The organism is Pseudomonas neustonica, from assembly GCF_003797945.1.
GTDB lineage: Bacteria > Pseudomonadota > Gammaproteobacteria > Pseudomonadales > Pseudomonadaceae > Halopseudomonas > Halopseudomonas neustonica.
Window position 1 is genome coordinate 88,877 of the sequence record NZ_RKKU01000012.1, and the last position, 21,398, is coordinate 110,274.

General features: G+C 54.6%; 21 protein-coding genes and 1 tRNA gene. 5 read left to right on the forward strand and 17 right to left on the reverse strand.

Annotated elements, in window-relative coordinates:
* Positions 1 to 2: 2 nt before the first annotated feature.
* The 13 genes from flgL to EF096_RS11105 all read right to left on the reverse strand — a co-directional run bounded on the left by flgL (position 3) and on the right by EF096_RS11105 (position 12,978).
* Positions 3 to 1,262 carry a flagellar hook-associated protein FlgL gene (flgL, locus tag EF096_RS11045; RefSeq protein WP_123889692.1) on the reverse strand — a complete coding sequence of 420 codons (1,260 nt, stop codon included), beginning with the start codon at positions 1,260 to 1,262 and terminating at the stop codon, positions 3 to 5.
* Positions 1,263 to 1,275: 13 nt separating this feature from the next.
* The gene (flgK, locus tag EF096_RS11050) at positions 1,276 to 3,243 is read right to left on the reverse strand and encodes a flagellar hook-associated protein FlgK (protein ID WP_123889693.1); all 1,968 of its coding nucleotides are present in this window, start codon (positions 3,241 to 3,243) and stop codon (positions 1,276 to 1,278) included.
* Complete coding sequence (gene flgJ, locus EF096_RS11055; protein WP_123889694.1) at positions 3,243 to 4,358, reverse strand: flagellar assembly peptidoglycan hydrolase FlgJ; 1,116 nt, start codon at positions 4,356 to 4,358, stop codon at positions 3,243 to 3,245. Before flgJ ends, flgK begins: the two co-directional genes overlap by 1 nt.
* Positions 4,359 to 4,372: 14 nt before the next feature.
* Positions 4,373 to 5,473 (reverse strand): flagellar basal body P-ring protein FlgI, encoded by a 1,101-nt coding sequence (locus EF096_RS11060; protein ID WP_123889695.1) that lies wholly within the window; start codon positions 5,471 to 5,473, stop codon positions 4,373 to 4,375.
* 13 nt (positions 5,474 to 5,486) lie between these two features.
* Entirely contained in the window at positions 5,487 to 6,164 is a 678-nt protein-coding gene (gene flgH / locus EF096_RS11065) for a flagellar basal body L-ring protein FlgH (RefSeq protein ID WP_123889696.1), read from the reverse strand.
* Between the two features lie 15 nt (positions 6,165 to 6,179).
* Positions 6,180 to 6,965, reverse strand: coding sequence for a flagellar basal-body rod protein FlgG (flgG, locus tag EF096_RS11070; protein ID WP_123889697.1), 786 nt, complete (start codon positions 6,963 to 6,965; stop codon positions 6,180 to 6,182).
* A 45-nt stretch (positions 6,966 to 7,010) separates the two neighbouring features.
* On the reverse strand, positions 7,011 to 7,751 hold the full coding sequence (gene flgF / locus EF096_RS11075) for a flagellar basal-body rod protein FlgF (protein WP_123889698.1): 741 nt from the start codon (positions 7,749 to 7,751) through the stop codon (positions 7,011 to 7,013).
* A 212-nt stretch (positions 7,752 to 7,963) separates the two neighbouring features.
* Entirely contained in the window at positions 7,964 to 9,361 is a 1,398-nt protein-coding gene (locus EF096_RS11080; protein WP_123889699.1) for a flagellar hook protein FlgE, read from the reverse strand.
* 32 nt (positions 9,362 to 9,393) lie between these two features.
* Entirely contained in the window at positions 9,394 to 10,077 is a 684-nt protein-coding gene (gene flgD / locus EF096_RS11085; RefSeq protein WP_123889700.1) for a flagellar hook assembly protein FlgD, read from the reverse strand.
* A gap of 16 nt (positions 10,078 to 10,093) precedes the next feature.
* Positions 10,094 to 10,534: a flagellar basal body rod protein FlgC gene (gene flgC, locus EF096_RS11090; protein WP_123889701.1), complete on the reverse strand. Its 441-nt coding sequence runs from the start codon at positions 10,532 to 10,534 to the stop codon at positions 10,094 to 10,096.
* A 3-nt stretch (positions 10,535 to 10,537) separates the two neighbouring features.
* On the reverse strand, positions 10,538 to 10,942 hold the full coding sequence (gene flgB, locus EF096_RS11095) for a flagellar basal body rod protein FlgB (RefSeq protein WP_123889702.1): 405 nt from the start codon (positions 10,940 to 10,942) through the stop codon (positions 10,538 to 10,540).
* A gap of 223 nt (positions 10,943 to 11,165) precedes the next feature.
* Positions 11,166 to 11,993, reverse strand: coding sequence for a CheR family methyltransferase (locus tag EF096_RS11100; RefSeq protein ID WP_123889703.1), 828 nt, complete (start codon positions 11,991 to 11,993; stop codon positions 11,166 to 11,168).
* A 46-nt stretch (positions 11,994 to 12,039) separates the two neighbouring features.
* Positions 12,040 to 12,978, reverse strand: a complete 939-nt coding sequence (locus EF096_RS11105; protein ID WP_123889704.1) for a chemotaxis protein CheV — start codon at positions 12,976 to 12,978, stop codon at positions 12,040 to 12,042.
* Between the two features lie 144 nt (positions 12,979 to 13,122).
* On the opposite strand from EF096_RS11105, the gene flgA reads away from it, so the two are divergent.
* The 4 genes from flgA to EF096_RS11125 all read left to right on the forward strand — a co-directional run bounded on the left by flgA (position 13,123) and on the right by EF096_RS11125 (position 15,594).
* Complete coding sequence (flgA, locus tag EF096_RS11110) at positions 13,123 to 13,806, forward strand: flagellar basal body P-ring formation chaperone FlgA (RefSeq protein ID WP_235869717.1); 684 nt, start codon at positions 13,123 to 13,125, stop codon at positions 13,804 to 13,806.
* A gap of 142 nt (positions 13,807 to 13,948) precedes the next feature.
* Entirely contained in the window at positions 13,949 to 14,272 is a 324-nt protein-coding gene (gene flgM, locus EF096_RS11115; RefSeq protein ID WP_123889706.1) for a flagellar biosynthesis anti-sigma factor FlgM, read from the forward strand.
* Positions 14,273 to 14,311: 39 nt separating this feature from the next.
* On the forward strand, positions 14,312 to 14,770 hold the full coding sequence (locus tag EF096_RS11120) for a flagella synthesis protein FlgN (protein WP_158611269.1): 459 nt from the start codon (positions 14,312 to 14,314) through the stop codon (positions 14,768 to 14,770).
* Between the two features lie 68 nt (positions 14,771 to 14,838).
* Entirely contained in the window at positions 14,839 to 15,594 is a 756-nt protein-coding gene (locus tag EF096_RS11125; RefSeq protein ID WP_123889708.1) for a flagellar brake protein, read from the forward strand.
* Positions 15,595 to 15,605: 11 nt separating this feature from the next.
* Here the strand turns inward: EF096_RS11125 and EF096_RS11130 are convergent, their stop codons facing one another.
* The 4 genes from EF096_RS11130 to EF096_RS11150 form a co-directional block, all read right to left on the reverse strand.
* Positions 15,606 to 16,946, reverse strand: a complete 1,341-nt coding sequence (locus EF096_RS11130; protein ID WP_123889709.1) for an MFS transporter — start codon at positions 16,944 to 16,946, stop codon at positions 15,606 to 15,608.
* A 519-nt stretch (positions 16,947 to 17,465) separates the two neighbouring features.
* The gene (katG, locus tag EF096_RS11135) at positions 17,466 to 19,682 is read right to left on the reverse strand and encodes a catalase/peroxidase HPI (protein WP_177412336.1); all 2,217 of its coding nucleotides are present in this window, start codon (positions 19,680 to 19,682) and stop codon (positions 17,466 to 17,468) included.
* A 294-nt stretch (positions 19,683 to 19,976) separates the two neighbouring features.
* A complete protein-coding gene (locus EF096_RS11145; protein ID WP_123889712.1) occupies positions 19,977 to 20,321 on the reverse strand; it encodes a DUF7693 family protein in 345 nt (114 codons plus the stop codon).
* Between the two features lie 164 nt (positions 20,322 to 20,485).
* A tRNA-Arg gene (locus tag EF096_RS11150) sits at positions 20,486 to 20,562 on the reverse strand.
* A gap of 331 nt (positions 20,563 to 20,893) precedes the next feature.
* On the opposite strand from EF096_RS11150, the gene EF096_RS11155 reads away from it, so the two are divergent.
* A complete protein-coding gene (locus EF096_RS11155) occupies positions 20,894 to 21,214 on the forward strand; it encodes an Arc family DNA-binding protein (RefSeq protein WP_123889713.1) in 321 nt (106 codons plus the stop codon).
* The last annotated feature ends 184 nt before the right edge of the window (positions 21,215 to 21,398 follow it).

Consider the following 21,398-nt stretch of genomic DNA (forward strand, 5'->3'; position numbering starts at 1 on the left):
GGCTACAGGAGGTTAAACAGACTCAGGCCGCTGACCTTGACGAAGCTTTGCTGCGCCGCTTCCAGCACGATTGTTTGCAAACTGAGACGGCTCAATGCTTCGGCGTAATCCAGGTCTTCCAACTCGGAGGTGACCGACGTATTGATCAGCGACAGCTCACCGTTTTGCAGCTGCGTCGACTCAATCACGTTCATTCGCGCGCCTATGGTGGTCTGCACCTGCAATACACTGTTCATGGCGTTGTCGAGGTTGTCGAGAGTGATGGCAATCACGTCCCTGCGCTGCAACTTGTCTTCACTGCTGGTCGTCGGCGTTTCCAGCGTCTCACGCAGGTTCGCAATGGTTTCCAGAATGCCGCGCGTTTCACGCTTATCACTGGTAGCGGTACTGTCCCCGGTGGTGATGGTGAAGCTGTCGCCCGCCGCCGGTGCACCATCCAAAACGACGGAAACACCGGCATAACGAATGTTGTAACCACCGTCATCGTTTTCTTCAAGCGCACCGGTCACCGGAGGCACCAGGGGGGTACCGCCGCTATCGACTATTTCGTAGGTATCGGCGGTAGCGCCTATAACGATACCCACACTGCCCTGCGGATAAAAATTCTGATCGTAGTCGTTCTTGTTCTCAACCACGCCAAGCGAGATACGCGCGGTACCGGTATTGGCCGCATCGGCGGCAGTCAGTACCCGGTTAACGTTACCCACATCAACGAACAAATCTTTGCCGTTATCATTCAAGGCTACCGTTTTTGACCCGGCGATCTGGACCGAGCGCTGACCTTCGTCACCTTGATAACTATAGCTGCCATCAGGGTTCTTGATGAAAGGGGCTTCGTTACTCTGATAGCCACCAAACAGGTATTCGCCGCGGGCGTTGCGGCTGTTGAACAGATCCAGCAACTCCTCTTCACGCTGCTCAAGCTCAGTCGCGAGTGCACCACGGTCTTCATCGCTCAACCCACCACCACCGGCTTCCAGTGCAATCTCACGCACGCGCTGCAGGGCGTTGTTGACCGAATTCAGAATAGCCTCTTCCTGCGCCAAACTATTGTTGGCGGCGGTCATGTTGCCCTTGTACTGCTCCAGCTTATTGGACTCCTGACTCAACTGCAGCAGGCGCACCGTTGCTACCGGGTCATCAGCGGGCGACAAAATGCGTTTACGGGTGCTGATCTGTTCCTGCGTACGTGACGCGTTGGCATAGTTATCCTGAATGCCCCGCACGCCGCTGTTGAACTGCTGAATGGTGGAAATCCGCATATTTTGTTACCCGTTAGCGAATACTGCTGAGCAGTGTATCGAACAAAGACCGCGCAACTTGAATAACCTGAGCCGAGGCGTTGTAGTACTGCTCAAACTTGATCAGGTTTGCTGCTTCTTCGTCCAGGCTGACAGCCGAGACGGAGTCCCGGTTATTCGTTGCCTGTTGCAGCACAGCACCGGTCGATTCCGCATCCGTTCGCGCCTGAGCTGTGAAAGTGGCCACACGTTGCACCAGATCACCATAACCATCAACGAAGGAGAAGCCATCAGCACCATTGGCTTTGCCCAGCACTTTGGACGTCTGCAATTCGGACATCACCAACGCGTTGCGGTTATCGGCGACACCCGTATTGAAGTTGACACTAAAACTGTCGCCGTCCTTTGGCCTGCCGCTCATTTGCATACTGAAAGTATAGCCGCCCACGGTCAGCTCGACGTCGTTCGTCTGGCCAGGGGTAATAACCAACGGAGACGGTGTCAGTGTGCCGCTGGAGCTAGTCAGCTCTCCGGTTGCCGAGTCATAGCTCAGATCAACCGGCAGCAAGGCCTGCAGCGCAGCAGGATCAATAGGTGAAGGCCCACCAGTCAACACCGGCTGAGTAATACTACCAGTACCACGATTATCCAGATTAGCGTCACTGCTGGCCGGCGCAGCAAACGCCAGCTCCTGAGGTTCCGTCATCACCACATCTATATTGGCCGCGGCATAACGGGTTGGGGTCAGCAAAAAGCGATCGCCAGCACCTACGCTACCGGCGCTCAACTCAATGGAAATACCATCCAGCTCTGGCGGCGGCGCACTGGTCAGATCGTAGGGGCCGGTTACCTTGTTATCAGAGGTGCGGCGGACGGTAAACTCAGTCGAGCTACTAAAAACCACCTCGTAATCCGAGGTGCCAAGCTGCGAAGTATCGGTGATCAGCACGTCCAGCTTGGCATTCGGGTCGCTGTTATTAGCCCGCGCACGGCTGCGCCCATCCACCAGCGCGTCGCTGTTAATGTCGTTGAACAGCAGTGAGCCCGCATTGCCATTGCGGTCAAGCCCTTGCCCCTGCTGCTGGTTAAACTCATTAGCAATCGACAATGACAATCGACCAATCGAGTTCATCGCCTGATCCAGCACATCCTGACGATAGCGCACCAGCCCCCCCAGTTCGCCACCACTAAGCAGTGAGGTAATATCCTGCGTCGAGCCACCACTGGTCAGCACAACATCGACCCGTGAAGGGTCAGACGCACCGTTGCGCACTGACAGGGTTGAAGCCTCACTACCCACCACCAGGGGCTGACCGGACCCAACAAAGACGTTAATCTGATTATCGTCCTGTGGTACCACGCTGATCCCTATAAGTTTGGACAGCTCGCGCACGGCCTCGTCACGTGAGTCCAGCAAGTCGTTAGGCTGAGCACCGTTGGCAGCTGCCTTGGCAATGCTGTCATTGAACTCGGCAATGGTAGCCGACAGGCGGCTCGCCTGATCAGCCAGCGTACTCATCTGCTGTCCGATAAACTGGTTCTGCCCCGCCAGACTGCTCTGTACCGTATTAAAACGTGATGCCAGTCCCTCAGCCTCGGACAGAAAGAGTTGGCGTGCGGGCAGATTGGACGGGTCTTCGATCGCCGTCTGCAGCGCATCAAAGTAATTCTGCAGGCCTGGGGTGATACCGGTCGCGCTGCTGGAGACCAGCGTATTAAGCTGCTCCATTTGCGACTGAAAGGCTTTGACTTCAGCGTTGCTGGAGGTGCTGGAGCGTACCTGATTAGTTAGAAACTGATTATAGATGCGATCAACATCCACCACTTTACTACCGTTACCGATGTAACCAGCGCCGGTGAATGTGGGTAGCTGCGTTGACTGCACCGCAGTCTGGCGGCTATAGCCAGGGGTGTTGACGTTACTGATGTTTTGGCCGGTGACCGACAGCTGTGTCTGAGCCGACTTGAGCCCGCTGAGACCAATACCAAAAAGGTCAGCCATTATGCCCTGCCCTCAGCGCTATCCGGCGCTGCTGTGTTGTTCGCTACACGAGTGTCACTTTCACTGATCAACTTGCGAGCAATCTGCGAGACCTTGCTGGCATACTGCGGATCAGTGGCATAACCGGCCTGCTGCAGTTCACGGAAGAAGGAATCCGGGTTGGCGGTGCTGCCCAGAGCCTGCTGGTAGCGGCCGTTGGTTTCCAGGAAGCTGACGTAATCTTCAAAGCTCTGCTCCCAGGAATCATAACTGCGGAACGCGGCGCGCTCTTTACCCGCTACCCCGTTGCGAAACTCAGTCGTCATCACCTGCGCAGAATCGCCCTGCCAACCGCCATGCGACTTGATACCGAATAAATTGTGGCTGCTGGCACCATCGCTCCCTTTTATCACTGACTTGCCCCAACCCGTTTCCAGAGCGGCCTGGGCCACCAGGTAATGTGGATCGACACCGAGCCTGGCAGCGGCTTTTTCAGCCATCGGCAGCATGGTTTCAACAAACTCATCGGCATTGGCAAAGCGCGTACGTGCAGCGCTATCGCTATTCACCATCTGTGCGCTGGACGGGCTCTCAGCGTTGCGAGCGGCCGCCTGCAGGGCGCGCAGCGGCTGCCAGTTTTGCACCACGCTTGAACTATCTTTGCTTTCACTGCTGTCAGGCGCACCTATGGCGCTCTGCTGGGCGTGACGCTGTGCCCAATCGCTATAGTTGGATGAGATCGCCAGTCGGCGACGCGCCAGCAAAGCTGACTGATCAAGCCCTTCTACTGCCTGTTTGCCAGCATTGGCAGACGCGGCTGTCGTACTGCCTTGCGGCGACAACTGACGCATCAGGGTATCGGTCATCCCCAAGCCCTTGCTTTCCGCCAAGTGAATCGACAGCTGGTTATCGTACATATCCTGATAATGCCGGGTCTGCGGGGTATTCAATGGGTTGCCTTCAGCAAAAACCGCATTGGCATCACGCATGCTTTTGACCATCATGTTCACAAACAACGACTCGAACTGTTCAGCCACCTTGCGGATATTCTCCGGGCTATTGGCCTTGGGTCCTGACTTCAGCTGACTAACACTGTTCAGGTCGGTGTAGTTGAGACTGCTGTTGTTGATGCTCATGCTGGCCTCCCGACTCAGATGATAACCAGATCGGCGTTCAAGGCGCCGGCCTGCTTGAGTGCTTCCAAAATAGCCATCAGGTCACCAGGAGCCGCGCCTACCTGATTTACCGCACGTACAATTTCGTCCAGCGATACACCTGGATTGAAGACAAACATGCGGCTATCACCCTGATCAATGTTGATCTGCGAGCTGGGTGCAATCACGGTCTGACCACCAGCCAGCACGCCATCGGGCTGGCTCACCTGCGCGTTCTCACTGATGGTGACAGTAAGGCTGCCGTGGGTTACCGCGGCTGGCTGCACACGCACATCCTGACCAATAACGATGGTGCCGGTACGCGAATTGATGATGACCTTGGCCGCGGCGTTACCCTGCTCAATCCGCAGATTCTCAACCATAGCCAGATAATCCACGCGCTGATTGGGATCAATAGGCGCACGCACCCGAATACTGCCGCCATCCAAGGCTTGCGCCACGTCAGGGCCGAAAGTCCTGTTGATCTCATCTACCACCCGTTTGGCGGTAGTGAAGTCCGGACGATTCAGGTTAAAGGTCAAGTGATCACCGGAATTAAAGGGGCTGGCAACCGCGCGCTCGACGCTGGCACCGTTGGGAATACGGCCCACGCTGGGCACGTTTACCGTGATGCGCGAGCCGTCCGCACCTTCTGCGCCAAAGCCACCCACCACCAGGTTGCCTTGCGCAATAGCATAGACCTGCCCATCAATACCCTTGAGCGGCGTCATCAACAGGCTGCCGCCACGAAGACTCTTGGCATTACCAATCGAAGAGACTGTGATGTCGATGGTCTGCCCCGGCCGCGAAAAGGCAGGCAGATCAGCATGAATCGCTACAGCAGCCACGTTTTTCATCTGGATTCGAGTACCCGGCGGTACCGTAATACCAAACTGCGCCAACATGTTATTGAAGGTCTGTACGGTAAAGGGAGTCTGGCTGGTCTGGTCACCCGAGCCGTCCAGGCCAACCACCAGGCCGTAGCCAATCAGTTGGTTACTGCGGACCCCGGCAATACTGCCGATATCCTTCAGGCGATCAGCCTGTACCAGCGGACTGGCCAACAACAGACATAGGCAGAGCGATAAAAAGCGCATCTTGTCTCTCCTGTCAGAAAGGCCACAGCGGGCTGAGGAAGAACTGGTTCAACCAACCCGGCTGACTGGCATTGGCAAAAGCGCCGTTACCCGAATAGGTAATGCGCGCATCGGCGACCCGAGTCGACAGCACGGTGTTATCCGGCCCAATATCATCCGCGCGCACCAGACCGGAAATACGTATCAGCTCATCGCCCTGGTTCAGCGTTATCCATTTTTCACCACGTACCGCCAGAATGCCGTTAGGCAGCACTTCAGCCACAGTTACGGTTATGGAGCCCGTCAGGCTATTGCTCTGGTTGGCGTCGGCGGAACCATCAAAGCCACGATTACCGGAAACACTCACCCCCAGATCCAGGCCCTTGAACCCAACCGTATTGCCTAACAGGGTTGGGTTACCAATGGACACGTTGCTTTCTTTATCGATTTCGTTCTCAGCCTTCTTCTGCGCGGCCGTCTGCTCACTCAGCGTGATGGTGATAATGTCGCCGACGCGATGCGCTTTACGGTCGTTGTACAGACTCATCTCGAAGCCGGGCTGGTAAATAGCGCCGTTGTTCAACTCCTGCGGCAAGGGTGTGCGCGGCAAAACCGGGGCATAAGCCGGGTCGTCCCGGGTTGGCGGCATCTGCATGCAGCCAACCAGGCTCACCAAGCCAAAAAGCACCAACGCGTTACGCAAGAAGTTCATGACACTAAGCTCCCGTCAGAGATTCTGACTGATGTACTGCAGCATTTGGTCTGCGGTGGAAATAACCTTGGAGTTCATCTCGTACGCGCGTTGAGTGGTGATCATGTTGACCAGCTCTTCAACCACACTGACGTTGGAGTTCTCAAGGGTGTTCTGCAGAACAGTACCCAGACCGTTATCGCCCGGATTGCCGTTCTGCGGCGCGCCGCTGGCGGCGGTTTCCAAAAACAGGTTATTACCAATCGACTGCAGCCCCGCCGGGTTGATGAAATCCGAGGTCTGAATATTGCCAATCTGCTGAATGCCGGGATTGCCAAATACCGAAATGCTGACGGTGCCGTCTTCACCTATGGTCAGTGTCTGGACGTCATCTGGCAGCACAATGCCAGGCTCAAGCGGGAAACCATTGGACGTAACAATCTGACCATCGGCGTCGAGATGAAAACTACCGTCACGGGTATAGCCAATGTTGCCGTCGGGCATCAGGATCTGAAAGAACCCGCGGCCATTGACCGCCATATCCAGTGGCTGCTCAGTGGTCTGCAGCGTGCCCTCGGTAAATATCTTCTGGGTACCCACCACCCGTACACCCGTACCCAACTGCAAACCTGAAGGCAATTGCGTGTCTTGAGTACTCTGGCCGCCAGGCTGGCGCTTGACCTGATACAGCAGATCTTCAAACTCCGGCCGATCACGCTTGAAACCCGTAGTTGATACGTTAGCCAGGTTGTTGGAAATAGTGGTGAGCATGGTGTCCTGAGCGGACAAACCGGTTTTGCTGACCCAAAGTGCTGCGAGCATGGTGTCTCTCCTCGCGTGTCAGTTAACTGACACTGCTATTAAACGTTAACTGATTTGCAGGACGCGATCTGACGCCTGAGCGTTCTCGTCAGCGGTGCGCATCATCTTGATGTGCAGCTCAAACTGCCGTGCGAGCGTCAACATCGAGGTCATCTCTTCAACCGCATTGACATTGCTGCCTTCCAGAAAACCGGTCGCAACCTGCACAGCCCCGTCGGCCGGTTGCTCGAGGCCGCCATCAGCGCGCATCAGGCCGTCTTCCGCCTTACGCAGGCTGGCAGGATCAGGATTAACCAGTTTGATGCGATCTACTTCTGCCATGACCGTGGGTGCTTCACCCAGGGCACGGATGCTGATGGTGCCGTCCGAGCCAACCTCGATCTTTTCTGCTGGCGGGATCGCAATGGGGCCACCGTTACCCAGCACTGGCAGGCCACCAGAGGTACGCAGAATCCCAAAAGCATCAATCTTGAGGTTGCCAGCACGCGTGTAAGCTTCTGTGCCATCTGGAGCCTGCACTGCTATCCAACCTTCGCCCTGGACGGCAACATCCAACTCGCGACCTGTCTCTTGCATGCTTCCGGCGGAATAGTCGGTGCCAGGACGCTCAGTCATTGCATAGGCGCGGGTAGCAAACCCATCGCCAAAAACCGGCATGGAGCGCGCTTGTTCAAAGTCCTTGCGAAACCCGGTGGTGGTGAGGTTTGCCAGGTTGTTGGCGTGCGAACGTTGCGCTAACGCGTTTTGGCTTGCCCCCGTCATGGATATGTATAGCGATTTGTCCATGTCCTTTCTCCCGCATCAACTGACGCGACAAAGAATTGCCGCTTTTGCTCTTGATACAGAAGATAAAGCACAGACCATGCCATCAACCCACATTTACTATTTAAGCAATAAAAATCATAGACTTAAAAAATAAAGGACAAAAAAAAGCGGCAATACCGGCACGCCTATTTGCCGGTATTGCCGCTGAGATCGCCGTTTTATACGCTGACGACTTACCTCAGGTTGATAATGGTCTGGGTCACCGCATCTTCAGTCTGAATGGTTTTGGCATTAGCTTGATAGTTGCGCTGCGCCACGATTAAATTGATCAACTGCTCGGAAATGTCAACGTTCGACTGCTCCAGCGCACCGGACTGAATACTGCCCAATGTCCCCGTAGTAGGCGCTCCTATTACCGGCTCGCCCGACTCGAATGACTGCGACCAAGCCGTATTACCCAAGGGGCTCAAGCCCTGCTGGTTGGCAAAGGTAGCAAGCACCACCTGCCCCTGAACCCGAGTTTGCCCGTTGGTATAGCGCGCCACCAGCAAGCCGGACTTATCGATACCCAGGCCAGCCAGCTCACCCGTAGTGAAGCCATCCTGCGATACTGCGGTCACCGCGAAGCTGGATGAATATTGCGTGGAGCCAGTGAGATTCAGGTCGAGATTCGCTACCGGAGATTCGGCCCCCGTTGGCTGCCCCTCACTATCCAGCGGCTGCCAGCCGGTTATGTTGTATGGCTGAGGACTAACCAGCTCACCCACGCTGTTAAAGTCCACGTCATAACGCGTGGTTGCCGTCGGATCAAAAGCTGGATCGGTAGCAGGCGTACCGCTTTGCAGGTCACGACCGTCTACCAGGACGTACATATCCCAGCTGTTCGCGTCATTTTTCACGAAGTACTTCGTCAATACGTGATCGTTACCCAGGCTATCGTAAATCTTCACCGACGTAGAGCTGTTGTAAGACGCCGAGTTAGTCGGATCAAAGGTAGCTCGCGCCGCCGCCAGACCTGCGGTCTCGGCCGCCACGATTTCAGCCGGCGTCGGGTTGGCAGGATCGACGGCGCCAGCGATTGAAGCCGCATAGGCAGTATCATAGCCTTGCGAGTAGACCGGGGGCCGGGTCTGTGTAGAATTCAGATTCAGCGTCGAGCTGATAGATGTAGTGGCATTCGGATCAGCTGAACGCGTATCAACACGAAGATCCGTCTGAATGCCTTGATCGATCTGACCGGATACCGCGTTGACCGCAAACCCCTGCAAGCGCTCACCTGCGTTATTGACGATATTACCGTCGCTATCAGTGCCAAAATAGCCAGCGCGAGTATAAGACAGCGCACCATCCTTGCTGGTAACGAAGAACCCGTTACCGTTGATGGCCATGTCCAAGCTGTTCTCGGTAAAACCGATGTTGCCCTGGGTAAACAACTGCGCCGTATTCTGCAACCTCACGCCACTGCCTTGGGCGTTGCTGCCAGTACCCAAAACCGAGGCGGCATAGACATCAGCAAACTCGGCACGCGAGCTTTTGAAGCCGACGGTACCGGCGTTCGCAATATTATTACCTGTGATATTCAGATCGGAAGCTGCCGCCCGGATACCACTCAAACCGATATTAAAAGACATAATATTTCTCCTCAGCCTGATGCGGACGACTGTTATTTAATCGAGTAAACGTTGGATAAACTGATACTGCCCAGGCCAGCCACATTGAGTAGTAACTCACCATTATTGCCAGCCCCCAGCGATACACTATCCACGTTGGCCGGCAACAGCGTAGCCAACTGCTTGGTTGTACCACCAACCGCTGCGGTCGCTTCAAAGGTATAGGCACCTGGCGGCAAGACATTGCCGCTACCATCCTTGCCATCCCATTTGAAATCATGCATCCCGGCTTTGAGATCACCCATGTTGATGGTATTCACCAGGCTACCGGCGCTGTCGAGCACCTTGATAGATACTGCGCCACTGTCTTCCGGCAGAGCGAACTGACCTTCGACCCCTGTAGCCGTATCCACAATCGCCTGATCAGACGGCACAATCACGGTACGACCCACTAGAGAAGATGCCTGTAACGCCTGTGAAGACTGATAACCACTGAGCAAAGCCTCCATCGAGGTGTTCATATTCTCGATGCCTTCGACCGTACTGAATTGCGCCAGCTGGGCAATAAACTCACCGTTTTCCTGCGGGGAAAGGGGGTCCTGATTGTTCATCTGCGCAACCAACAACTCGAGAAACTGATCCTTGCCCAGCTCGTCGCTCTTAGGCTCACGATCTGTATCGAACTTGTACTGGTCCAATACACTGTTGCCCACTGCCACATTATTGCTGACACTCATGTCGGTATGTCTCCGTTTACTGGCCCAGGGTCAGGACGCGTTGCAACATGGTTTTGGCGGTATTCATGACTTCCACATTGGTCTGGTAGGACCGGGAGGCAGACATCATGTTGGCCATTTCTTCAACCACATTTACGTTGGGATAAAACACATACCCATCTTCATTCGCCATGGGATGATCGGGCTCATAGCGCGGTTCTAACTCCGCGTCGGACTCAACAACACCTAAAACCTGAACACCTTCGCCAACTTGCTGCTGATCACTAAACAAGGAGGCGCCAGCGCCCTGCTCAGCACTGAAGATGGTTGCAAAAACCGGGTTACGCGCACGGTAGGTTTGATCAATGCTGCTCGAAACCGTCTCGGCGTTGGCAATATTGCTGGCCACGGTGTTAAGCCGCAGCGACTGCGCACTCATACCAGAGCCGGCGATATCAAAAACTTTATCAAGAGACATGGTTTAATCTCCCCGCAGGGCTGTCATCAGGCCCTTGAATTTGCTGTTGAGGAAGGTGAAGCTGGCCTGAAAGTCGATCGCATTTTGTGCGTAAGCGGCCTTCTCTGCCTCTGCATCTACTGTGTTGCCGTCGAGCGAAGGCTGTAGCGGGGTGCGAAACCGCAGCCCAGCCACTTGGTCTATGAGGCTATCGGCGGCAATGTGACCCGAGTTGGTTTGCGCCAGGCTGACTGACTGGCTGCCACCTGGCTGCTGAGCCGCCAGTACGGCACTGAACTCCAGGTCACGCGCTTTGTAGTTTGGGGTTTCCGCATTAGCCAGATTGTTAGCCAGCACCTCAGCCCGCTGGGAGCGGAACTTGAGTGCTTGCTCATGCACACCCAATGCGTTGTCGAAACTGATACTCATGGCAACCTTCCTCGTTCTGGCACAAAGCCAAAAGGCCTCTATGCCAACAACAAAGCAAACAGCGTGCCAAAATTAAAAACCCAGGAAATTCAGCTAGTTGCGAAAAAAAAGTGGCAAAAGCGGCAAGGAGTTACCGGCAAACGGCAACAAAGGATAAATCGGAGGGGAGATAAAGCGGCAAAAGTATTGCCGCCATTGTCAGCGGCAATACCTTAAGCAGAGATCAACGTGCCTGGTAAACGATACCCGGATTACACTGGACCATCTGATACAGCTCCGGCAAACCATTGAGAGCCTCAGAGGCGCCCAACATCAAATAACCACCGGGTTTCAGCGTGGCATGAATACGCCGCAAGATGTCCTTCTTTACGTCAGCCGAGAAGTAAATGAGCACATTACGGCAGAACACAATATCGAACTTGCCAAGCATCGAATAACTGTCGAGCAGGTTGATAGCACGAAACTCGACGCGATTGCGCAACGCCGGCTTCAGCGCCCAACGGCCAGGCGCCAACTGGTCAAAATGACGTGCCAGCCGCTCCTGCGAAAGCCCCCTGGCAACCGAAAGGCTGTCGTATTCTGCGCTTTTGGCGGCGTTCAAAATACCACCAGACAGATCGGTCGCGACAATTTGCGCACCGCTGCGCAGTTGGCCCGCATTGCTCCGCTCGAACTCGTCAATCGACATGCTCAGCGAGTAGGGTTCCTGCCCGGAAGAGCAAGCAGCAGACCAGATACGCAAGCGCTGGTTCGGATTGCTTTTGATAAACTCCGGAATCAGCTTTTTCTTGAGCACCTCGAAAGGATAGACGTCGCGAAACCAGAGAGTCTCATTAGTCGTCATTGCATCAATAACCAACTCGCGCAAATTACTGCGCGGCTGACTTTGAATACGCTTTACCAACTCCCCCAGGCTGCCAATTTTTTCCTGCTCCAGTAAGCGATTCAACCGGCTTGATACCAGATACTGCTTGTTATCACCCAGCACAATGCCGCAGGCCTTCTCCAAAAACTCACGAAAAGCCTGAAAGTCCTGATTAGCCAAAGTCACACGGGCCGCCTTGTGTTGTTGTAGTCGATAAAGTTATCACCATCGGCTAATCAGTCTGCTCGCGCAGAGCATGAAGCCGATCAATAACGCGCTGAGCCAGATCATCAGGCTTGAACTTGGCGAGAAAATCATCTGCGCCCACTTTCTTGACCATTGCCTGATTGAATACCCCTGACAGTGAAGTGTGCAACATCACATGCAGGTTCTTCAGCCGCGGATCATTGCGAATCTCAGCCGTCAGCGTGTAGCCATCCATCTCGGGCATTTCAATATCCGAGACCATCATCAGTAGCGTCTTGCTCACATCTTCGCCCAGGTCGGCTTGCGCGCGAAGCCAGTCCAGCGCCTGCCTGCCATCGTTGAGCGTGATGATCTCTACCCCCACTTCCTGCAAACATCGAGACACCTGTTTGCGCGCGATAGAGGAGTCATCGACTATCAACACCTTGCGCGAGACAGCTTCCGCCTGGGTTTCCTGACTGATGACCCCCTCTGAGATTTTTTCGTTGGTTGGCACGACTTCAGCCAAGACCTTCTCGACATCAATAATCTCAACCATCTGATTATCAACGCGCGTCACTGCTGTCAGATAATGATCACGCCCAGTGCCCTTTGGCGGCGGATGAATTTCTGACCAGTTCATATTGACGATACGTTCGACTGAGCGAACCAGAAACCCCTGCACCTTATAGTTGTACTCGGTAATGATAACAAACGCGGTGTCGAGATTATCAAGCCCCGGGCCGCCGGTCGCCCGGTTCAAATCGAGAATGGGCAAGGTTCCGCCGCGAATATGCGCCACTCCGCGCACGACCGGATGCAGCCTCGGCATCATGGTCAGGCGAGGGCATTGCAACACCTCTTTGACCTTGAACACATTCACACCGTACAGCTGATTACCTGCCAGCCTGAACAGCAGCAGCTCCAACCGATTCTGGCCAACCAGCTGTGTACGCTGATTGACTGAATCCATTACACCAGCCATGGGCAGCTCCTTTTCGTATTGTGCTCAATGCGGCATATTTCATGCAGTACGACAATAAGGCTATCGAACCGACAGTAAAATGACACGCACCGATCGTTTGTTATTAAAGGTAATTGTATGCGTTTTCTCACCAGGTGCGCGGCATTGACGATATTTTTTTCCTCGCCACTGTTCGCGACCCCCCTCATTGATCAGCTTATCGACGCGACCAATCAGTTTCTTGAGCAAGAAGTACAGGAACATATTGCTCGCACTGGCCAGCCCGGGCGCTACGAAATCAAGCTCAATCGGCTTGATGCCCGATTACGCCTGCCGCTATGCCCTGAAGAACAGCTTAGCGCAGAACTGGAAAGTCCGAATATTCCCGTTGGTCGAGTGACCGTCAGGCTAACCTGCAACAGCGATTCACCCTGGCGCCTTTTCGTTCCGGGCCAGGTCAGCCTCTATCAGCAGGTGCTCGTCAGCGCCCACCCCCTTTCCAGGGACACCGTGCTCAGCGCCAGCGATCTGACACTACAGGAACGAGATACCAGCTTGCTGCGCGACAAGTATCTGGTTGAGCCGGAGCAGGCCATCGGCATGCGCTTGACCCGACCAGTAGCACCCGACACCATAGTCACCTTCGCTATCATTGCGCAGAACGAAGTTATCCGCCGCGGCGACAAAGTTGTGATCAGCGCCAGCAATGGCAGCGTGTCAGTGAAAATGCCAGGTGAAGCGATGGAGGACGGTGCGGTGGGCGCCCAGATAAGAGTGCGTAACACGCGATCAAACCGTGAAATAAAAGCGCGTGTGAGCGCGGCGGGGCAAGTCAGGGTAGACATGTGATGAACAAGGAATTTTCGGATATACTCACGTTAGAGCCGAGCACGCCAAACAGTGATGCTTTTCACACTTATTTTCCCTAAAGTTTTCAGCCTCGCGGCCGTTAAAGCAATTAGAGAAGATTTTACAGTTTGAGGAAACCATCATGGTCATTGACTTCAACTCGACAAATGGTCCTTCTGGGGCCAGTCGTAACAGCCAGACAAGCAATACAGCTGGCAAGCGTGACGCCGCGCTCGACACGACAGAAACAGCGACTACCACTGCAGCGAAAGAAACCAGCACCGAGCGTTCCTCTGTCAGCCTGAGCCCGCAAGCACAGCAATTTCAGGCGATCGAAGAACGTTTGCGCGACCTTCCGGAAGTCGACAGTGAGCGGGTCAACCAAATAAAACAGGCCATTGCTGACGGCAGCTATCAGGTCGACAGTACGCGGATTGCCGACAAGCTGCTTAGCTTAGAAAGCTGAGCAGCTATCTGATCCAGGCCCATGCTTACGGAGATACCGATGCATGAGTTGAGCTCTATCCTTCAACAGGCTGATCAGGACTGTGAGCATTATCTTGCACTGTCAGAGCGCGAGAGAGAATCAATCGTCCAGCAAAACATGGACGAACTTGAAAAAATCCTGCAGGAAAAACGCCCGCTCATCGAAGCCTTGGCGAATCACGACTTCCGCATCAAAGCTTACTGCAGCGCACAGCATATTGCTGACGACGGGCTGAAAAGTCATATCGCCAGCTTGGGCGATGCAGGGCTAAGCGCAGCCTACCAGGGCTTCATTGAGCGCCTTGGGCAATGCAAAGCAGCTAACGACGGCAACGCGCGTTTGGTGCGCCACAGTCAAAACAGCACTTCCAGCCTGCTAGACCTATTACGCAACCAGGGTGAATCCGGACAAAATGTCTATGACCAGCTGGGTAATCGGAGTCGTACCGGTATCTCCCGCGACCTCACAAAGGTCTAAGACTGATACCAAACAGCCAGCTTGCTGTATAGTTATCTCAGCTAAATCAATAAAATCGAGAGCTCGAAGTGTCTACCCTACTATCACAAGAAGCAGGCCCGCAGCCGCCCCGCGAAGTTCGCTCCGCCATTGAGATAACAGCCTTACTCAAAACTCTGATGCAGTCTCGCGATCCACTAATCATCACCTTTGATGACCGCGCGCAGAAGTTTCAGAGCTTTATCGTCAACGTCGACTCAGATGCCGACGCCCTTTGTCTCGACGAAATGATTCCCCGTGAGGGCGATCGCTATGCCAGCCAGGGCGAAGGATTCAAAATAGACGCATGGCATGAAGGCATACACATGCGCTGGAGCTGTGCCGCTGGCCAAGCCACTCAAATCGTATTTGATGAAGCCCCGGCATACTCAACCAAACTGCCTAAAGAACTAATGTATCATCAGAAGCGCGGCGCGTTTCGTGCGAGCGTGCGACGTACAGCTGATGTCCCATTAGAGCTGAATCACCCAGAACGTCAACGCACGCTGACTACCTACTTGATGGATATTTCAGCGACCGGATGCAAAGCGCGTATTGAAGGGGATCAGTGCTCATCACTTCAGCCGGGCGAGCTATTCTCGCCCTGCCACCTGCATCTACCAGAGACAGGAAGACTTGAACTGGCCGTGGTTATTCGCCACGTTAGTTTCATAGAAACCGCCAACGAAACACAGATTGGCATTCACTTCCAACAGCCTTCCCCCCTCGCCCAGCGCCAAATAGATCGCTATGTAAACTACTTGCAACGTGAGGCGCGCCGGATCGAGAAGGAAGATCTCTTTTAGAAAGTACCGTATCAGCCGGGGCGATGATCATCCTGATCCGCATCGGCTGCCGCCACCTCTGCTTCACTCATGGCTTCCTCTTCTTCTACGACGTCATCCTGCATCTGATCAGCGACAGCCTGTTCGTCAACGCGGGGGTCGAACGCTGCAGACAAAGGCGAGCTGGCCAGGTTACCTGCTGCCGGCATAAAGTGCAGTGGCGCCTCTTCAACCAGATGCTCACCCGTTACCGTAGCGGCACGCACTCTGAAGACCAGTACCATCGAACAGCAGGCCATGAAGATGTAGAGCATTTCGGGCCCCCATACCTTCATCATTACCGAACTCAACAACGGGCCAATGCTGGCACCCAAGCCAAAGGTCACCAACAGCATTGCCGACAACGGCACCCGATCATCGGGCTCAACATGGTCATTGGCCAAGGCGACGGCAAGCGGATAAAGCGTAAAAACCAGAAAACCAAAGATCGCTGTCAGCACCATCAAGGCCATGCCTGGCAGTAAATCAAGCGCCATCAATAGCGCAACACCCGTAAGTACGATGGCATTCAGTTGAATCAGATGACTACGGTCAACCCGGTCAGACAACCAACCCGCAGGCCACTGCGCCATAAGGCCTGCGCAAATAGTTACCGCCATAAAAACACCAATCTGCGATGTGGTCAGCCCCTCGGTCTTGGCGAAGACCGGCGCCATACCGTAGAAAGCCCCCAGCATCAGCCCTGATACTGCAACCGTGGTCAACGCCTGCGGAATGCGCTGTACAAAGAGTTTCACTTTTAGCGGTGCGGGATGCAGCGGCGCAGGGTGAATCTGTTTGGTGACCGCGACGGGCACCAGACAAAGCGAGAAACACATGGCTACAAACAGCAGATGCTCGATCTGCAGTTCAGGCATGACAGTGAATACCACCTGCCCCAGCACCAACCCAAGGAAGGTCACCACCATATAGCTGGCAAACACCATGCCGCGCTGGTGCGACTCGGCTTGCTCGTTTAGCCAGCTCTCCAGCACCATGTACTGGCACATCATTGCCATACCGGTCAGCAGCCGCAGAGCCAACCAGACTGATACGTTGTCTGTGAGCGCATGCCCTAGTACAGAGGCAGTAACGATTCCGGCACTGGCCACAAATGCGCGAATATGACCCACTCGTGCGATCAGTCTGTGGCCAACCGACGCCCCCAGCACCAAGCCGGCATAGTAGCCGGTCATCAGCACGCCAATCCAGATCTCACTCACCTCCCGCGCGGACAGGTACAAACCCAGATAAGTGCTCAACAAACCACTTCCGAGCAGCATCAGCAGAGTAGCGAAATACAGAGAGGAAAAAGCCATCAGGGCGTGAGACATCAATGCTCCAGTGCAAATAGTCGTGCAATACAAAACGAGTGGATATAGCAATTTAACGCGGACAAGATTTTGAACCATCTTCCGCTTGACGCTCAAAGAGCTGACCGCGACACAGCCAGACATAAACCTGGCCAGCCATCAGCGCTTGTGGACCAACCAGCCTGGACCAGAGTTCCTTAAAGCATAGAGAGGAACAATCTTAGTATATCCAAGCCGTATCAATTGCAGCCGCAGGTTACAGGTATGGCGTGACAGAAAATATACACGGAGCACATCTTTCTTGGTCTTTTGCCTGGTTTGCGACGGTGATTGCGACGGCAGAGCCTCTATTAACACTACCGGCTTATCAAAACCCATAAATCAGACTATTCAGAATAGCCTACGGGCTAACTATCCATCCTCATTTCTCGTACTGAGAATCAAGCTGAGCAAGCGACGGGCCAAAGCCAGAAACAAAGCCCGAAAACACCTCGGGCGCCAAAAGGCGCCCGAGGGTTACTGCTTACTAACAGAGGAGAATCAGATCAGGTCATAGCGATCAGCGTTCATTACCTTGTTCCACGCTGAAACGAAATCGCTGACGAACTTCTCACTGGCATCGTCCTGAGCATAGGCTTCCGCCAGCGCACGCAGCTGCGAGTTTGAACCGAAAATCAGATCAACTCGTGTCCCCGTCCACTTGATAGCGCCAGTGCTACTGTCACGCCCTTCAAAAACATCAGCATCGCCAGCAACGGGTACCCAGGTAGTATCCATATCCACCAGGTTAACGAAAAAGTCGTTGCTCAAGGTGCCGGGGCTGTCGGTAAACACTCCGTGCTGCTTGGCACCATGGTTCGCGCCTAATACGCGCAGACCACCCACCAGTACCGTCATCTCTGGGGCACTGAGACCCAGCAGCTGCGCCTTGTCGACCAGCATTTCCTCATCGGCGACAGTAAAGCGAGCGCGACGATAATTACGGAAACCGTCCGCTTCAGGCTTCAGAGGCTCAAACGACTCTGCATCTGTTTGCTCCTCAGTCGCGTCAGTGCGGCCCGGTGCAAACGGAACCTCAATGTGGTGACCAGCAGCGCCTGCTGCCTGCTCAATCGCTGCAGCTCCGCCAAGCACGATCAAATCCGCCAGCGACACTTTCTTACCCGCTGATTGGGCTGAGTTAAAGTCCGCTTGCACTGCTTCCAGCGCCTTGAGTACCTTGGCCAACTGCTGCGGCTGGTTAGCTTCCCAGTCTTTCTGGGGCGCCAAACGAATGCGCGCCCCGTTGGCGCCGCCACGTTTATCGGAGTCGCGATAGGTGGAGGCCGAGGCCCAGGCGGTGGATACCAGTTCGGCTGTCGATAAGCCCGATGCCAACAGCTTGGCTTTCAACGTTGCAATATCCTGAGCATCAACCAAAGCATGATCGACTGCTGGCACAGGGTCCTGCCACAACAGGTCTTCAGCTGGCACGTCCGGTCCCAGGTAGCGTGCCTTTGGCCCCATGTCACGGTGCGTCAGCTTGAACCAGGCACGTGCAAAGGCATCAGCGAACTCAGCCGGATTCTGATGGAAATGCTGCGCGATCTTGCGGTACTGGGGATCTTCACGCATCGCCATATCAGCGGTAGACATCATGATACCCACCCGCTTGCTTGGGTCCGCGGCATCGGGCGCGTGATCTTTCTCTGCCAGGTTCTTCGGTGTCCACTGGTGAGCACCGGCAGGGCTCTTGGTCAGCTCCCACTCGTAGCCAAAGAGCACATCGAAGTAGCTCATATCCCATTGGGTTGGCGTCGGCGTCCAGGAACCTTCAAGACCACTAGTAATGGTGTCAGCGCCTTTGCCGGTACCAAAGCTGCTCTTCCAGCCCAGACCCATCTCTTCAATAGCCGCGGCTTCAGGCTCAGCCCCCACATGCGCGGCGTCGCCCGCACCATGCACCTTGCCGAAGGTGTGACCACCGGCAGTGAGCGCAACCGTTTCGTAGTCATTCATCGCCATACGTTCAAAGGTATCGCGAATGTCGCGTGCTGATGCCAACGGATCCGGCTTACCGTCTGGTCCTTCCGGGTTGACATAAATCAGACCCATTTGCACAGCGGCCAGCGGATTTTCCAGGTCGCGGTCACCCGAGTAGCGGCTATTGAGTTTATCACTGGTTGCCAGCCACTCCTCCTCTGCGCCCCAATAGATATCCTCTTCGGGGGCCCAGATATCCTCGCGACCGCCGCCAAAGCCAAAAGGCTTAAGCCCCATGGTTTCCAGCGCCATATTGCCGGTGAGAATATACAGATCGGCCCAGGACAGCTTGTTACCGTACTTTTTCTTGATCGGCCACAACAAGCGACGGGCCTTGTCGAGGTTGGCGTTATCCGGCCAGCTATTCAAGGGTGCAAACCGCTGGTTACCGGTGGAGGCGCCGCCGCGACCGTCAGCAGTACGGTAAGTACCGGCAGAGTGCCACGCCATGCGAATCATGAAGGGACCATAGTGACCGTAATCGGCAGGCCACCAGTCCTTGGAGTCGGTCATCAGTGCCGCAACGTCACGCTTGACCATAGCCAAGTCGAGCTTATTAAATTCAGCAGCGTAATCGAAACCATCGCCCATGGGATCGGATTTGGGATTGTGCTGATGCAGGATGCTCAGATTAAGCTGGTTAGGCCACCAATCCTTATTCATGGTGCCCCGCCCCGTTAACTTGGTGTTTGAACCATGCATCACTGGGCATCCGCCTGCTTTCTTGTCACTCATGTCGATCTCCGCTTCAGTATTGGGTGTTACGGCTTACACAAACAGCGTTGAAGGCGTTATGAGCCTTGGTGCGTGCCTGCAACCTGCCCCTAAGTTAAGCACGGCAGACAGCTGACGCCATTGAGATAATTCAAAGCGGCTTATAGCTATACGCTATCAATGAATATCCGAGTGCGTCTATGAGCAACAAGAGCAGCTACATGAGGGGGGAAAGGTTTAGATATTGAGAGCCTGAGCGGAAAGCACCAGATATTGAACGAGGAAAGGACTGCCCTCACCTGAATACACAATCGCTTAACGTTTGCTTGCAGCCTGGAGCGCTGACAGCATCTGCCTGCGCTCCCAGACGCTGAGTAATTCAAGTGGATCAGTTCCTCTGGCCGGCCAATCATTTATATCGGCAAGCTGCCCGTCAGGCGACTCACAGCTGAGGCAATGATCCAACTCACCTGCATCTTTGCAGAAGGTCACGCGATAGTCGCCCAGCAACACAATCACACGCCCGGTTTCCACCTCAGACCATTGCGGCGTGAGGGGCTCCACCTCAATCAGGCCTAGCGCTACGTTTTTGAATAACTGATAAACATCTCGAGCTGATAGCGAGGCATCAGAGACTGCTTGCGAACCGATGGTAGTCACCGAAACCTCCTGATTCATCCGCCCGCTCGGTTCTAGACCCCAGCAACACATTGCGCGGGAAAAGCAGGCATGCTGGACATTTTAACGGCTTAACGGCAGGCAAGAGCGCCCACCTGGAACAAAAAAGGCTTGCCGATTAACATCGCGCAAGCCTTTGCTATAAATGGTGCGCGAGCCCGGATTCGAACCGGGGACCTACCGCTTAGGAGGCGGTTGCTCTATCCAGCTGAGCTACAAGCGCGTAAAGAGCATGAGCTGACGGTGCCAACTCATTGAACTCGATCAATTAAGAGCGCATGTTAACTGAATACTGACGACTTTGACCACCGCATCGGCATTCATGGCTAAATGCCATTCGTCGTAATTCCGTCACAAAACGGAGACATTTTTTTGTCACCCACTGGCGCAGTGTAAAAAAACAGGATTAACTAGGGCACTTAACAGGCTCTAGTTGTCTATAATTATATTATTCAGCTGCATTCAGCCGCGTGGTGGTCTGTCAAAGCGCAATTTGCTGCATTTTCCGCTTGGCCAGTACCAACTCACTTCAAACAAGCGATCATTGTTGCCCTATGAAAACTGCTACTCAAAACTACACCAGTCGCACCGCAGACAAGTTCGTTGTAAGGCTGCCCGAGGGCATGCGCGACCGCATTGCCGACGTCGCCAAGCAACATCACCGCAGCATGAACTCCGAGATCATCGCCAGGCTCGAACATAGCCTTCTTGATCTGCCCATTCTGCCTGAGCAAACCCAACCGTCACGCCAAGCGTTGAACGAGCAACTGGATGACCTGTCCTCCTCAGAACAGGCGCTCCTGGTTCGGTATCGCGAAATGAGCCGCCGACAGCAAAATGCGCTGTTGGCACTGCTGGCTAACGAGCAGCAGTAACCCACGCTCGCTGCGCACTGCATATCGCTTGGTTAGCAGCGCCTGGTAACCAACTAGGATCGAGTAGGGAGCGGGATTACTCCCGCCGCCCTCTCACACCACCGTACGTGCGGTTCCGCATACGGCGGTTCATGACTGACACTGAAGGCGCCGCTGGGTATCCAGCAGCGAGATCAATCCCAAG